16 protein-coding genes are annotated in these 14,713 nt (G+C 62.6%); 12 read left to right on the plus strand and 4 right to left on the minus strand.

Features of this window, described 5'->3' with window-relative positions; genetic code table 11:
- The first annotated feature begins 51 nt into the window (after positions 1-51).
- From NKH73_RS04650 to NKH73_RS04680, 7 genes are all read left to right on the plus strand, one after another.
- Positions 52-1,158, plus strand: a complete 1,107-nt coding sequence (locus tag NKH73_RS04650) for an ABC transporter substrate-binding protein (RefSeq protein ID WP_352928541.1) — start codon at positions 52-54, stop codon at positions 1,156-1,158.
- Positions 1,159-1,228: 70 nt separating this feature from the next.
- Positions 1,229-2,071 (plus strand): ABC transporter permease, encoded by an 843-nt coding sequence (locus NKH73_RS04655; protein ID WP_352928543.1) that lies wholly within the window; start codon positions 1,229-1,231, stop codon positions 2,069-2,071.
- Complete coding sequence (locus tag NKH73_RS04660; RefSeq protein ID WP_352928545.1) at positions 2,068-2,871, plus strand: ABC transporter permease; 804 nt, start codon at positions 2,068-2,070, stop codon at positions 2,869-2,871. The genes NKH73_RS04655 and NKH73_RS04660 overlap by 4 nt, the downstream gene beginning before the upstream one ends.
- Positions 2,872-2,912: 41 nt before the next feature.
- Positions 2,913-3,920 (plus strand): dimethylarginine dimethylaminohydrolase family protein, encoded by a 1,008-nt coding sequence (locus NKH73_RS04665; protein ID WP_352928547.1) that lies wholly within the window; start codon positions 2,913-2,915, stop codon positions 3,918-3,920.
- A gap of 34 nt (positions 3,921-3,954) precedes the next feature.
- A complete protein-coding gene (locus NKH73_RS04670) occupies positions 3,955-5,034 on the plus strand; it encodes an ABC transporter ATP-binding protein (protein WP_352928549.1) in 1,080 nt (359 codons plus the stop codon).
- A 35-nt stretch (positions 5,035-5,069) separates the two neighbouring features.
- Positions 5,070-5,744, plus strand: a complete 675-nt coding sequence (locus NKH73_RS04675) for a cysteine hydrolase family protein (protein ID WP_352928551.1) — start codon at positions 5,070-5,072, stop codon at positions 5,742-5,744.
- A gap of 1 nt (position 5,745) precedes the next feature.
- Positions 5,746-6,078: a GYD domain-containing protein gene (locus NKH73_RS04680; protein ID WP_352928553.1), complete on the plus strand. Its 333-nt coding sequence runs from the start codon at positions 5,746-5,748 to the stop codon at positions 6,076-6,078.
- Positions 6,079-6,093: 15 nt separating this feature from the next.
- Here NKH73_RS04680 and NKH73_RS04685 read toward each other — a convergent pair whose 3' ends face one another.
- From NKH73_RS04685 to NKH73_RS04695, 3 genes are all read right to left on the minus strand, one after another.
- Complete coding sequence (locus NKH73_RS04685) at positions 6,094-7,038, minus strand: LLM class flavin-dependent oxidoreductase (RefSeq protein ID WP_352928555.1); 945 nt, start codon at positions 7,036-7,038, stop codon at positions 6,094-6,096.
- A 155-nt stretch (positions 7,039-7,193) separates the two neighbouring features.
- Positions 7,194-7,349: a hypothetical protein gene (locus NKH73_RS04690; protein ID WP_352928557.1), complete on the minus strand. Its 156-nt coding sequence runs from the start codon at positions 7,347-7,349 to the stop codon at positions 7,194-7,196.
- Between the two features lie 118 nt (positions 7,350-7,467).
- The gene (locus NKH73_RS04695) at positions 7,468-7,638 is read right to left on the minus strand and encodes a hypothetical protein (protein ID WP_352928559.1); all 171 of its coding nucleotides are present in this window, start codon (positions 7,636-7,638) and stop codon (positions 7,468-7,470) included.
- Positions 7,639-7,652: 14 nt separating this feature from the next.
- On the opposite strand from NKH73_RS04695, the gene NKH73_RS04700 reads away from it, so the two are divergent.
- Positions 7,653-9,725 carry a 3-hydroxyacyl-CoA dehydrogenase NAD-binding domain-containing protein gene (locus NKH73_RS04700; RefSeq protein WP_352928561.1) on the plus strand — a complete coding sequence of 691 codons (2,073 nt, stop codon included), beginning with the start codon at positions 7,653-7,655 and terminating at the stop codon, positions 9,723-9,725.
- A gap of 25 nt (positions 9,726-9,750) precedes the next feature.
- On the opposite strand, the gene NKH73_RS04705 is transcribed toward NKH73_RS04700, so the two are convergent.
- Positions 9,751-10,563: a response regulator transcription factor gene (locus NKH73_RS04705; RefSeq protein WP_352928563.1), complete on the minus strand. Its 813-nt coding sequence runs from the start codon at positions 10,561-10,563 to the stop codon at positions 9,751-9,753.
- 112 nt (positions 10,564-10,675) lie between these two features.
- On the opposite strand from NKH73_RS04705, the gene NKH73_RS04710 reads away from it, so the two are divergent.
- The 4 genes from NKH73_RS04710 (at position 10,676) to NKH73_RS04725 (ending at position 14,703) form a co-directional block, all read left to right on the plus strand.
- Positions 10,676-11,812 (plus strand): ABC transporter ATP-binding protein, encoded by a 1,137-nt coding sequence (locus NKH73_RS04710; RefSeq protein ID WP_352928565.1) that lies wholly within the window; start codon positions 10,676-10,678, stop codon positions 11,810-11,812.
- Complete coding sequence (locus NKH73_RS04715) at positions 11,793-12,956, plus strand: ABC transporter substrate-binding protein (protein ID WP_352928567.1); 1,164 nt, start codon at positions 11,793-11,795, stop codon at positions 12,954-12,956. The genes NKH73_RS04710 and NKH73_RS04715 overlap by 20 nt, the downstream gene beginning before the upstream one ends.
- 71 nt (positions 12,957-13,027) lie before the next feature.
- Positions 13,028-13,891, plus strand: a complete 864-nt coding sequence (locus NKH73_RS04720; protein ID WP_352928569.1) for an ABC transporter permease — start codon at positions 13,028-13,030, stop codon at positions 13,889-13,891.
- Positions 13,891-14,703 (plus strand): ABC transporter permease, encoded by an 813-nt coding sequence (locus NKH73_RS04725; RefSeq protein ID WP_352928571.1) that lies wholly within the window; start codon positions 13,891-13,893, stop codon positions 14,701-14,703. Before NKH73_RS04720 ends, NKH73_RS04725 begins: the two co-directional genes overlap by 1 nt.
- The last annotated feature ends 10 nt before the right edge of the window (positions 14,704-14,713 follow it).

Consider the following 14,713-nt stretch of genomic DNA (forward strand, 5'->3'; position numbering starts at 1 on the left):
GATCAAATCCGCGAAGACCTGCAATCAACATCAACAATGGGAGCATGAAAAATGACAATCTCGCATTTCGCAAAAGACGCGGCCGAGATCGCGCTCGAAAAGTTCAACCGCGGTGAGATCGATCGCCGCTCTTTCCTGATAGCACTTGGCGGCCTCGGACTTGCGGCCGCCTTCAAGCCTGGCGTCGCCCAGGCCGACGCCTCGGAAATTGTCGTCTGCAACTGGGGCGGCGCCGCGGCGGATGCTTTCGCCAAGGCCTATGGCGACCCCTTCACCAAGAAGAGCGGCATGAAGGTGGTGATTGACGGGGCCGGCCCCGCTGTCGGCACCATCCGCGCGATGGTCGAATCCGGCAAGGTCATCTGGGACGCCACCGATGGCGGCATGATCGACTCGCTAACGTTGGGCAAGGGCGATCTGGTCGAGAAGATCGATTATACGATCGTCGACAAATCGCAGGTGCCCGAGAATTTCGCCGGCGAGTTCGGCGTCTCGAACTATGTCTATTCGAACGTGCTCGCCTATGACGCTGAAGCGACCAAGGGCACAGCACCCACCGGCTGGGCAGATTTCTTCGACACGGCGAAGTTCCCGGGCAAGCGCACCATGTGCAAATGGATCCAGGGCCAGCTCGAATTCGTCCTCCTGGCTGACGGCGTCGCGCCCGCCGACCTCTATCCGCTGGATGTCGACCGGGCGTTCAAGAAGCTGAAGCCAATGCTTGCCGACATCATCTTCTGGGAAGGCGGGGCACAGACGCAGCAGCTGTTCCGCGAGGGCGAAGTCGTGATGGGCAACATCTGGCACACCCGCGCCAACCTGCTCAACAAGGAGACGCCCGACAAGTTCAAGTGGATCTGGGAACAAAACGTCCTTTCGGCCAGCGCCTGGTCGGTTCCCAAGGGCAATCCCGCCGGCAAGAAAGTGTTCGAATTCATCAATTCGACGCTCGACCCGGCCGGTCAGCTCGTATTGCTGCAACTGATGGGCAACGGGCCTTCCAACCCCAAGACGCTGGCCTTGATGACGCCGGCGGACGCCGCCGTCAACCCGACGACGAAGGAGAATGCGGCCTCGCAGATCGTGCTCAACCCCGCCTATTACGCGGAACACGAGACCGAACTCCAGAACAAGTATCTGGATTTCATCTCGAGCTGATTGACGAGCCAACACGGAAGGGCTGCCGCTGGCGAGGCGGCGGCCTCTGATCCGATGCGGATTTGATCCGATGCGAAATTTCAAGACAACAGCTCTGCTGCTGACCGTTCCCGCCAGCCTGGTGGCGATCGGCCTCTATGCGGCGCCAATCCTCCAGGTTCTGGCGTTGAGCTTGACCGAGCCGAAGTTCGGCCTTGCCAACTACCAGAGCCTGTTCGCTAACGCGGCGGTCGGCCGCGTCGTCGTGACGACGCTCAAAGTGTCTGTCATGACCACGGTGCTGACCGTGCTGGCGAGCTATATCGTCGCCTTTGCCATCATCCACATGTCGGCAGGCTGGCGCCGCATCTCGCTGTTCCTGGTGCTGGTGCCGTTCTGGATATCGGTGCTGGTCAGGGCGTTTTCCTGGATCACCATCTTGCGCCGTCGCGGCGTCCTCAACAGCGCCCTGATGGAGATGGGCGTCATCTCGTCCCCGCTCGATCTCGTCTACAATCTCTTGGGCGTCACCATCGGCATGGTCCACTACATGATGCCGTTCGCCATCCTTTTGCTCTACGCTAATCTGTCCGACATCGACCGTCGCATCATGCAGGCGGCCCGCTCGCTGGGCGCGCGCCCAGCCACAATCTTCTGGCGCGTCTGGTTGCCGCTCAGCCTGCCCGGCATCGCGCTCGCGACCTTGTTCGTCTTCGTCTTCTCGCTCGGCTTCCTGGTCACGCCGGCTCTGCTCGGCGCCGGCAAGACCCTGATGATCGCCGAATACATCTCGGTGCAGATATCGAGCACCTCGCGCTGGGATCTCGCGACATCGCTGTCGACCATGCTGCTGCTGGTCGTCGGCATCATCGTCTTTGCCGCCATGCGCAGCCCGGCGCTGCGCGCCGCCTTCGTCGCGAGGCCGCAGCAATGAAACCGCGGCGCCTCATCGAAGTCGGCCTGCCCCGCTTTGTGGCCTGGTGCCTGCTCGGCTTCCTGTTCGTGCCTATCCTGGTGGTGATACCGGTCGCGCTCACCGATCGCGATTACCTGTCGCTGCCGCAGTATGGCATTTCGATGCAGCATTTTGCGGCGCTGACCGACTGGAGCAAGGGCTGGCTGCCAAGCATCCTGACCAGCGCCGGCATTGCGCTGGCTTGCGCCGCAATCGCCACCGCGCTGGGCGTCGCCTTTGCCGTTGGCGCCTGGGCCGCCGGCGGCTGGTGGCCGTCGCTGATGCGCATACTTCTGCTGTCGCCGATGATCGTGCCACCCATCATCTACGCCGTCGGCATGGTCAAGCTGTGGGCGCGCCTGTCGCTGCTCGACAGCTATACCGGCGTCGTCCTGGTGCATGTCGTGCTCGCCCTGCCGCTGACCGTGCTGGCCATCAGCGCGTCGCTCTCAAACCTCGATCAGAAGCTCGTGCAGGCCGCCAGAAGCCTTGGCGCCCGGCCGATGACAGTCTTCGGCAAGGTGATATTGCCGAACATCGTTCCCGGCGTTGCCGCAGGTGCGTTGTTGGCCTTCGTGGCATCCTGGGACGAGATCACGGTGACACTGTTCATCACCGGACGCGCCGTCGTCACATTGCCGCGCCGCATCTGGACGAGCATCCAGGACGCGGTCGATCCGGCGCTGGCTGCGATCGCCACTGTGCTTCTCGTCGTTACCGTGCTGGCGCTGGTTGCACGCGCGCTGATCGAACGCAGGCAACGGCAACAGAAGTTCTAGCCCAAACACCTCGGAAACAGATCGAAAGGAAAGGAATACCCATGAGCACCGCGATGAGCGACAATGAGTACCGGGAGAACAAGTTCTTCAGCATCTTCGGCTCCGTTCCGGAACCGGGCTTCGATACGGCTGAGGAGCAGATTCCGGTATGGGGCCGCCATTGGGGCTGCTCGAACGATGTCGGCAAGCTGCGCGCCGTGCTGATGCATCGGCCCGGAGACGAGCTTTCCGTCGTCGAGAACAAGCCGATGCCTGAAGTCGGCGGTTTCGGCGATCCGGAAAAGGGCTGGTACTGGATGGGTCGCACAATGCCCGATTTACCCGCCATGCAGCGCGCCCATGACGAATTCACCGGCCTGCTGCGTTCGGAAGGCGTCGATGTCATCCTCGTCGACAAGGCCGCCCCCGGCGCGATGAAGCAGATCTACACGCGCGACAGCGTCATCGGTGTTCCCGGCGGCGCCATCGTCACCCGGCTGGCGCGGCGCGTGCGTCGCGGCGAGGAGCTGCCGGTGACAAGGGCGCTGGCCAAGGCCGGATGCCCGATCCTCGGCACCATCCACGGCTCGGCCGTCTTCGAAGGCGGCGGCTTCGCCTTCATCGATGCCAAGACCGCCGTCTGCACGGTCTCGATCGCCTGCAACCCGGAAGGCGTGCGGCAGGTCGAAAGCATCCTCGCCGGGCTCGGTGTCGAGCTAATCAAGGTGCCGATGCCGGGATACCGCATTCACATCGACGGCGCTTTCATTATGGTCGACGTCGAGACAGCGATCGTCAATGTCAACGAACTGCCCTACCCGTTCATCGAATATCTGGAGAAGCGCGGCATCAAGATGATCGAACTGCCCCCGGAAGACAGCGCCATGTCGCTCAACTGCCTGGCCGTGGCGCCCGGTCGCGTGATCATGCATGGCAGCCGCTCGAAGCGCCTGGCCGACAGGCTCGACGCCGCCGGGATCACCGTTCTGACCTGCAATTACGAGACGGTCGAGCTTGGCGGCGGCGGCCTGCATTGCTCGACGGCGCCGCTGATCAGGGATCCGATCTGAATGGTTGGCCCCGAACTGATGGCCCCGAACTGACATGGCATTGCTGGTCGTCGACGATCTGGCAAAGACCTATGACAAGGTCACTGCCCTGACCGGGATCAATCTCTCGGTCGAGGCGGGAGAGTTCGTCACCTTGCTCGGGCCTTCGGGGTCCGGCAAGACCACCTTGCTGATGGCACTGGCCGGCTTCACCACGCCGAGCAAAGGGACGATCAGCCTCGACGGCAGGGACATCACCAATGTCGACCCGGAAGACCGCAATTTCGGCTTTGTCTTCCAGGGCTATGCGCTGTTCCCGCATCTCTCCGTCGCCAACAACATCGCCTTCTCGCTCAGGGTCCGAAAATGGGAGAAGGCAAAGATCGCCGCACGGGTGGCCGAGATGTTGTCGCTGGTCGGTCTCGACAATCTGGCCGAGCGCAAGCCGCGCGAACTGTCGGGCGGCCAGCAGCAGCGCGTTGCCATTGCCCGCGCCTTGGCTTTCGGGCCGCGCATCCTTTTGCTCGATGAGCCGCTCTCCGCCCTCGACCGCATGCTGCGCGAATCCATGCAGAAGGAGTTGAAGCGGCTGCATCGTGAGACCGGGGTGACCTTCGTCTATGTCACTCATGACCAGGAGGAGGCGATCGCGATGTCCGATCGCATTGCGGTGTTCAACCACGGCCGGGTCGTCGAGATCGGACCGCCGCGTGACCTCTACAAAAAACCGTCGACGCGCTTCGTCGCCGGCTTTCTCGGCGAGAACAATTTCTTGACCGGCCACCGCGCCGATGATGACGAGACGATGGTCGAGGCGTTCGGCACGCGCTTCGGCTCTCCTCCCGTCAAGGGGCGCCGCGAGCGGCCGGGCGACGCCTTGACCGTATGGGTGCGCCCCGAGGACATCCGTATCGGCCAGGCAACGAGCGGTGAGATCGGCTTTCGCGCGACGGTCGTCGAGAATTCCTTTGTCGGCGCGCTTGAACGCATCCTGCTCAAGACAGCGACCGGCGAACAGATGGTGGCAACGCTGCGCTCGGACGTGGCCGTCGCGGCCGTTCCCGGACAGATCATCGACTGCCGGATTGACCCGTCCGCTATCGGCGTCCTGCCCAACGAAGCCAACGGGTCTTGAGCCGGCGAACATATCTGGCCGCAGAAGAGAGAAAAATGATCAAGGCGACACCTTTCGATTTTCCCTACGATGGCAGGCTGGTGCCTGAGAATACCGCCCTGATCGTCGTCGACCTGCAGGAGGATTTCCTGTCGACGACAGGCTATTTCGCCAAGCAGGGCTACGATCCTGCGCCATTGCGGGCCATCCTGCCGACGGTCAACCGGTTGATCGCGGCCGCTCGCGCGGCAGGCCTGAAAATCATCCACACAAGGCAGGGCTACCGCGCCGACATGGCCGACATGACGCCCTACGAGAAATGGCGCCGCAAACGGGCCGGCCTTGAAGGCACCGACATTCTTTTGCGTTCAAGCCCCGGCTTCCAGATCGTTCCCGAGATCGACTTGGCGGCTAAAGACATCATCGTCGACAAGACCTGCAACGGCGCCTTCACCTATACCGATTTCGAGCACGTGCTGCGCGCGCAAGGCATCACCCATCTCTTGTTTTCGGGATGCACGACCGACGTCTGCGTGCACACAACCTTGCGCGAGGCCTGCGACCGCAACTTTCAGTGCCTGACCATCTCGGATGCCTGCGCCAGCGGCGACAGATATGCGCATGAGGCCGCGCTGCACATGGTGACGGTCGAGAACGGCATCTTCGGCGCACTGACGGATTCAAGCGCCGTCATCGAAGCCCTGTCGCAACTCTCCGGCAAGGGCCACTGAGATGTCTAACGAGACCGCTGGCATACCGGCTGCGACCAGCCGGCTTTACATCTCGCTGATGCGACTGACGGACAAGGGGCTGGCGGAGCTCGCCGGCAGCCCCGATCGCCGCAAGATCAGCGAGGAACGGGTCGCAGCGCTCGGCGGCAAATCCCTCGCTTTTTATGCCACGCTCGGCGCCTATGACTTTGTCCAAATCTTCGAAATGCCTGACAACGAGGCCATGTTGCAATATGTGCTGACGGCCCGGCGCGACGGCTTCGTCGAGCCGCTCATCCTGCCGGCGTTCGACCCGCCGACCTTCGGCGCAATTGTCGAGCGGGTCTTGAAATGAGGCGATAGCGTTGCGTCAGGAAGAAGCGCGTGCCTCTCCTGTCGCGCGCGACGCAAACGCCCCAGGCTGCGGCACATCGGCCTCGCGACGCGCCAGCGAATTGCGCAGGAGCGCTATCGTTTCGCGGGCGGCGAACGCGATCTCGCGCGGCCGGTCGACGCCGACCAGCATGAACTCCTGGATACCCAAAGCCGCATAGGGGAGTAGTGACAGCGCGACATGCGCCGGCGGGCCGGCAACCTCGACCGCCTTCTGGCAAGAGGCGGCATTGTCCTGCACACCCAACCGGACGGGAAGCGCGAAGCGCAGCTTGCCGGCCCGGCCATGTTCAGCGGCGGCGATGCGCACCCGCTCCATCAGTTGCCGGATCTCATCGAGCGAGCCCGGCGTCAGTTCGAAGACATCGGCATGACGGCCCGCGACCTTGAGCGCCGTTCCCGATTGACCGCCCATGCGAATAGTCACGTCGGCGCCATGCGGTCCCTTGCGCGGCACATAGCCGGCCTTGATGCTGTAGAAGGCGCCCTCATGGTCGAAGGGCCGGTCGTTCGACCACAGTCGCTTCAAAAGCACCAGATATTCGTCGATGCGCTGCCAGACGACGGTGTGACCGACCGGGCGCGTCTCGGCATCGTCGTCGCTCAGCGGCTCGCTGAGCATCCTGAGCGACAGCCGTCCGCCGCTTTTCGCGTCGAGAGCCGCCAATTGCCGCGCCGCCACGGTCGGTTCGATCACGCCGGCCCAATGGGTGAGAACCGCCTCCAGCGACGAGGTGCGGTCCAGCGCCTGGGCGGCCAGATCCATATTGGTCAGCAGCCCTGCCGGATCGTCGACGACGATCTTCTGGAATCCGGCATCCTCGATCAGCGACAGCTTTGTCGCGGTCTCGATGAAATCATAGAAAAAGCTGGCGTCGGCGGGATGCGTTTTACCGGGAACATGCGTGAACTCGATCGGCATTGCCATCTCCTCCATCACGTTGGAAACATGGGTATCACGTTGAATCACGGGCGCGCGAAAGCGCTCCGGCATTCGGCTCATTCAACTCCGGTATTTCTGAAGCGACTATGTCTGAAACGGCCAGCCGCTGACCGACGGGATCAGCGCCCCGAGAATCAGGGAATAAGGCCTAGAACGACTGCCCCGGTGAACACGAACGCAAGGGCAAAGACGAGATAGGCAAAAGCGCCCGCATAAGCCGGACGAAAGCTCTGGGCATTCGCCAGCCTTTGGCCGTTGCGATCAGTCTGGGCGTTCTGGATATAGGACATGTCGAACCTCCGTCTCGCCGGTTAATCTATAAAATCAGTAGACTTTGTCGAGTGCTATTTTCAGGAGGTTATTGGAATAATTTTCTCAAATTGGAGAAGAATTTAGTTCGTTTTCTGCTTAGCGTTGCGCTTCCGAGGTGGTCAGGCCGATAGCAAGAACGCCATGCACATGCAGGAAGAGGGCATCAGTCCGTGTCAGCCGGCGCTGACGAGAGCCTGCCGGAAAACATCCGTTTCCATCCGGCCATTCACCCTGTAAATCCCGTTTGGCGTTGTCGGTCGTCATCATTGGAAGAGGTTTGCGTGTCCAATTTCGTTAGCGTTACAAGGGATGGCGGCGTCGCGGTCGTGACCATCGACAATCCGCCGGTCAATGCGCTGAGCTTCCATGTTCGCGAGCCGCTGATGCAGGCGCTTGTCTCCTTGCGGGACGAGCCTGGTGTCGTGGCCATCGTCATCGCTTGCGCCGGGCGAACCTTCGTCGCCGGCGCCGACATCACCGAATTCGGCAAGCCGGTGCAGCAGCCGGATCTGCGCGCCATCATTGCCCTGCTGGAAACCATCGCCAAGCCAACGGTCGCCGCTATCCACGGCACAGCGCTCGGCGGTGGCCTGGAACTGGCGCTTGGTTGCCATTTTCGCGTTGCCGATGCCGGGGCCAAGCTCGGCCTGCCGGAGGTCAAGCTCGGCCTGCTGCCCGGCGGTGGCGGCACGGTTCGGCTGCCGCGTCTCGTCGGCGCGCTGAAGGCGCTCAGCATGGTCGTTTCGGGCACGCCGATCGGTGCGGCCGAGGCACTCGCCGCCGGGCTGGTGGACGCCGTCTTCGAGGACGGCCTGACTGCACACGCGGTTCGTTTCGCAAGCGAAATGGCTGGCAGGCCATTCACGCCGGTGCGCGACCGCAACGACCGTCTCGATCAGGCGGAATTGCCTGCATTCGACAGGCAAGCGGCGGAGCTTGGCAAAAAGGCGCGCGGGCTCGAAGCGCCGATCGCCTGCGCGCAGTCGGTTCGCAACGCCATCACGCTGCCGTTCGAGGCGGCTCTGGCCGCGGAGCGAGAACTATTCCTGCAACTGATCGGAGGCGCCCAGTCGCGCGCGCAGCGCCATCTGTTCTTCGCCGAGCGCGAGGCGGCGAAGGTTGGGGCTAAAGATATCGTCAGGCGCAAGATCGCGCGGGTCGGCGTCATCGGCGCCGGCACCATGGGCGGCGGCATCGCCATGGCGTTCGCCAATGGCGGGTTTCCTGTGACCCTGCTGGAAACGACGCAGGAGGCGCTGCAACGCGGGCTGGCGACGATCGAGAAGAACTATGCCGTCTCCGTCGCACGCGGTTCGCTCAGCGAAGACGCCAAGCGTCAGCGGCTCGGCCTGTTCAAGGGCTCCACCGACTATGACGACCTCGCCGATAGCGACCTGATCGTCGAGGCGGTGTTCGAAGAGATGACAGTCAAGAAGGCGGTGTTCGGCAGGCTCGACGCGGTGGCCAAACCGGGCGCGATTCTCGCTACCAACACCTCCTATCTCGACGTCAACGAAATCGCCGCCTCGACCTCGCGGCCGCAGGATGTGCTTGGCCTGCACTTCTTTTCGCCGGCAAACGTTATGAAGCTGCTGGAAATCGTGCGTGCCGAGAACACCGCGCCGAACGCGCTGGCGACGGTTGTCGAGCTGGCGCGGCGGATCGGCAAGGTCCCGGTCGTCGTCGGCGTCTGCCATGGCTTCGTCGGCAACCGCATGCTGGCCGCGCGCGGCGCGGAATCCGAGGCGCTGTTGCTGGAAGGTGCAACGCCACAGCAGATCGACAAGGTGTTTACCGATTTCGGCTGGCCGATGGGGCCGTTCCAGATGGGCGATCTTGCCGGCCTCGATATAGGCTGGCGCAACCGCAAGGCACGGGGCCAGACAGCCGCGATCGCCGATGCGCTATGCGAGCAGGGACATTTCGGCCAAAAGACCGGCCGGGGTTTTTATCTCTACGAGAAGGGTTCACGCGTACCGGTTCCCGACCCGGATGTCGAAGCGCTGATCCGTGCCAAGGCTGCCGAAAAGAGGATCGCGCCGCGCACGATTGGTGCTGACGAGATCATCGAGCGTACGCTCTATCCCCTAGTCAACGAAGGCGCGAAAATCCTCGAGGAGAAAATCGCCGCCCGCGCCTCCGACATCGACATCGTTTGGGTCAACGGCTACGGTTTTCCCGTGGGCAAGGGCGGGCCGATGTTCTGGGCCGGCCTCGAAGGTGTCGACAAGATCATCGGACGGCTCGACCACTGGCACGAGCGGACCGGCAAGGACGTTTTCAAGCCGGCGCCCCTGCTCAGACAGATGGCTGAAACCGGCTCCTGGGAAGGCGCTGCCAGCCAAACTGCCTGAGCGAGGCCATTTTCGAAATCGTGGACTACCGAATCCGGGCGTCCATGATCTCGACGAAACGCGCGAACAGACCAGCCTGCGACTTGATCTTGAGCTTGCGGTAAATGTTGCGGCGATGAACCTTTACGGTTCCCGGTACGATACGCATCGCTCGGGCTATGGATTCCGTCGAATGGCCCTGAAGAACCAGGTCGACGACATGTTTTTCGCGCGGCGTGAGCGAAAGGCTCTTCCAGATGTGAGCACGTTCGAACTCGTTGACCGGCGCAATCGCCTCGTCCTGTTTCGTCTCTGCCGGTTCGTCGGCCGGAAGGGCCGGCCAGCGCAACCTGATGAAGCCGATCACTGCCGGCGCCATGTCGCGCAGCAGCCTGGCATCGGCGGTTCCGAAGGGTCCTGAAGCATGCAATCGCATCAGCGAGACCACCAGCGCGTCCTTTCCCGGCAGCGGCACGAAGAAACCGACCTCCTCGGCCAGCTTGGTCTGGCTATAGTAGGAGCGGTAATATTCGCTGGCATAGAAGCGGTCCGGCGCCAGTTCGCGCATGCGCCAAAAACCTTCCTTGCGCTCGACCGCCGCGTGATGGAACGGGTCGAGCAGATAAGGCCCTTCCTGATAGAGTGCGACGAAGACGTGGCTTTCGGCCGGCGAGAACGTCTCGAACAGCAGCGGCGGCCGTGAGGCGCCGCGATAGCCGAAGATCACACAGTGATCGAAGCTGACATGCTGCCGCAGCCAGGCGACCAACGCCTTGCCGAAAAGTTCGCCGCTCGTCTCCCGCGTCGCAGCGATGAGCGTAGCGAGCTGATTGTATTCGTCGCTGCGCAATACGCTCAATTATACCCCCTTAAACGAGAAAATAGACCAAATATACCACCTGCGAGGTATATACTAGCTGCCATTGGCTCTGATAGCGTTTCGAGATTGTCTTGTTGCTGGAGCCGCAGCTTTGACCGCAGTACCCGATATCGAGTTTCGCGGGGTCGCCAAACGCTACGGCAGCGTGACTGCGGTCAGCGGCATCGATCTTGCCATCCCGCCATCCGCCTTTGTCGCCTTGCTCGGGCCGTCCGGCTGCGGCAAGACAACTTGCCTGCGCATGATCGGCGGCTTCGAACAGCCAAGCGAAGGCGCGGTCTTCATCCGCGGCCGTGACATGGCCGGCACGCCGCCCTACCGGCGGCCGGTCAACATGGTGTTCCAGCAATATGCGCTGTTTCCGCATCTCGATGTCGAGGACAACATCGCCTACGGGCTGCGCCAGGCAAGGCCGCGGCTGTCGTCGCGGGAGATCAGCCTGAGGGCAGGCGAGGCGCTCGCCATGGTGCGGCTTGCCGGCTACGGCCGCCGCAAGATCCACGAGCTTTCCGGCGGCCAGCAGCAGCGTGTCGCACTGGCGCGCGCGCTGGTCAACAAGCCGGCGGTGCTGCTCCTCGACGAGCCGCTGGCGGCGCTCGACAAGAAGCTGCGCACCGACATGCAGATAGAGTTGCAGAACCTGCAGCGCGAGATCGGCATCACCTTCGTCCTTGTCACGCACGACCAGGAAGAAGCCCTGTCGATGAGCGATTTCGTCTGCGTCATGAATGGCGGGCGCATCGTCCAGCTCGGACAGCCAAGCGAGATCTATGACGAGCCCGCCGACCTCTTCGTCGCCGACTTCGTCGGCAAGACCAATCTGTTGAGCGGCAAGATCGCCGGGCACTCGGGCAACCTCGTCGAGGTGGCGCTTGCCGACGGCACTGTCATTGCCGCGCGCAAACGGACTTCGCTGCGCCAGGACGAAGCCGTTTCGGTCAGCCTGCGTCCTGAATCTCTAAGCCTCGGCGCGCCGGGAAGCGGCCGGCTGAACGGCATTGTCCGCAACCGGATCTTTCTGGGCGCGACCGCGGAATATGCGATCGAGGTCGGCGGTATCGGAACGCTGCTCGCCAAGGCCGATCACCTGATCGGCAGCGGAAACCTCTTCAAGCCGGGTGAACCCGTCGCCATCGGCTTTACATCAGGAACGCCGCTCGCGTTCCCTGATACCAAAAATAACGGCACCAACCAGAGGGAAAATAAACATGTCGAAATCACATCGTGACGGACTGCCGATAAGCTCCGAAAAATTCGTCGATCAATTGATGCGGCTCAAGCGCGGCTCGATCGGCCGCCGCGAATTCCTTGGCCTCACCGGTCTTGGCATCGCAACGGCGGTGATGGCCCGCGAACTAGGCATCATGCCCTCGCCGGCCTTCGCCCAGGAGGGTCTTGGCGACCGCATGTCGATCGCCACCTGGCCCAATTACCACGATCCGGCGACGTTCGAGAATTTCAAGGCCGAGACGGGCGTCGCCGTCGAGGTCAATGTGTTCGGGTCAAACGAGGAGATGCTGGCCAAGCTACAGGCAGGTGCCTCGGGCTGGAGCCTTTTCGTGCCGACCAACTACACGATCTCCACCTACAAGAAGCTCGACATCATCGAAGCGCTCGACATGGCCAAGCTTGCCAATTTCGACGGCTCGCAGCAGGACCCGCGCTTTACTGGGGAAGGCACGATCGACGGTGCGACCTACGCACTGCCGAAGAACTGGGGCACCACCGGATTTGCCGTCAACACCAAGAAGCTGACCAAGCCGATAACGAGCTGGAAGGAATTCTGGGACACGGCCATGGCCGAGGGCGACGGCCGGGCCATGGTCCATGATTACCAGCTCACCACGATCGGCAATGCGCTGAAATATTACGGCTTCTCGTTCAACTCGCTGAAGCAGGACGAACTCGCCAAGGCGGAGGAACTGCTGCTGAAGGTAAAGCCCCACCTGTTTGCGGTTTCCAGCGATTACCAGCCGTCGATGCGTGCCGGCGACGCCTGGATGACGATGTGCTGGACCAATGACGGGGCGCAGCTCCACCGCGACATTCCCGAAATCGCTTATGTGCTTGGCAAGGAGGGCGGTGAGATCTGGACCGACTTCTATGCCATTCCGAAGGACGCGCCCAACAAGCCTGCCGGCTATGCCCTGCTCAACTACCTGATGGACCCGAAGGTCGCGGTCAAGGAGCACCTGGCCAATGGTGCGCCTTCCACCGACGCACGGGTCAACGCGCTGCTGCCCAAGGAAGTGCTGGACAATCCGATCCTCTACCCGGCGGCGGAACTGTTGACGCCGCTGGAATTCGGTGCGGCTGCAACGCTGACCGATCCGGCCCGGGCCGAACTGATGGCCCGCTTCAAGTCGGCTTGAACCGGCCATAGGTCCGATGCGGGCAACTCATCCGGCGGGCAGATGTCCGCCGGCACCGGGGCGATTTTTCAATGCGCAGCAATGTCCTTCGTCATAAGCTGCTGACCGCGCTGCTGCTCGGTCCAGCGACCGCTTGGCTGGTGGTGTTTCTGGTGTTGCCGTTCGTCGCGATCGCCGTTTTCAGCGTCGGCGAGCGGGCGCCGGAAGGTGGCTATCAGGCTGCTTTCACGCTCACGCAATATGCCAATCTTCCGGCGCGGGCGACCGCCTTCTGGAATACGATGGTGCTGGCGCCGGCGGGCGCCTTGGCCTGTCTGCTCGTCGCCTATCCGGTCGCCTATTACCTCGCCTTGCGCGCCCCGGAGCGGTGGCGGCTGATCCTGCTTGCGCTCGTGGTCATTCCGTTCTGGACCAGCCTGCTGATGCGAACCTACGCCTGGATGTATGTTCTGGGCGGGCGCGGCATTCCGGCATTGCTGGCCTATGTCGGGTTCGACGACGTGCGGCTGATCAACACGCCGGGTGCGGTCCTGCTCGGCATCGTCTATGGCTATCTGCCGCTGATGATCCTGCCGATCTATGTCAGCCTCGAGCGGCACGATCGCCGGCTGCTGGAAGCCTCCGCCGATCTCGGTGCAACGCCGATCTCGACATTCCTTGGCGTGACGCTGCGGCTGTCGCTGCCGGGGGTGATGACCGGCTTCTCGCTGGTCATGATCCTGCTGCTCGGCGAATATCTGATCCCGACGCTGCTCGGTGGCGGCAAGGTCTTCTTCATCGGCAACGCGCTGGTCGATCTGTTCCTGCAATCGCGTAACTGGCCGTTCGGATCGGCAATCGCCATCACGCTGGTTCTGGTCTCGGTCGTGGTGCTGCTTGTCGCCAATCGCATTTCGACCCGGCTTTCGGGCGCTCGCCGGGTGGACCTGATCTGATGCGCGCCTTCGTCATAGCGGTCTTTGCGTTTCTCTACCTGCCGATCGCGCTGGTGGTGCTGTTCTCCTTCAATGCCGGTCGCCACGCCAGCGAATTCACCGGTTTCTCGGTGCAATGGTACGGCAAGGCGCTGTCGAACCCGTTCCTGGTCGAGGCGCTGAAGAACAGCCTGTTCATCGCCACCATCAGCGCCTTGCTCGCAGCACTTTGCGGCACGGCGGCAGCGCTTGGCCTGGCGCGCGTCGGCGCCCGGACACGGGCCATCTTCGACGCACTTCTCGGCGCTGCGATCGTCGTTCCGGGCGTCGTCATCGGCATCTCGACGCTGGTCGCGCTCGTCCAACTATTTGGGGTCGTCAATCCGTTTCTCGCTTCGCTGTGGCCGAACGACCAGCCGCCACGCCTGGCGCTCGGCTACGGCTCGATCATCGCCGCGCATGGCCTGTTTTCGATGGCGCTGGTGGCGATGATCGTCGGCACACGGCTCGGCAGCCTCGACCGCAATCTGGTCGAAGCCTCGAGCGATCTGTACGCCACCCCACTGACGACATTCCGCTCGATCGTGTTGCCCCAGATCATGCCGGCGGTGATCGCCGGCTTCCTGCTCGCCTTCACCTTCTCCTTCGACGATTTCATCGTCGCCTTCTTCGTCGCCGGCGCACAGACGACGTTGCCGATCTATGTCTTTGCCTCGATCCGGCGCGGGGTGACGCCCGAAATCAACGCCATCGCGACGATCGTCCTCGTCGCCTCGGTGCTGCTTGTGGTGCTTGCTCAATGGCAATTGCGCCAACGCAAACCGACAAACTGAAAGTCGCATC

Origin of the sequence: Mesorhizobium sp. M0938, from assembly GCF_040319125.1 — a bacterium.
Taxonomy (GTDB): domain Bacteria; phylum Pseudomonadota; class Alphaproteobacteria; order Rhizobiales; family Rhizobiaceae; genus Mesorhizobium; species Mesorhizobium robiniae.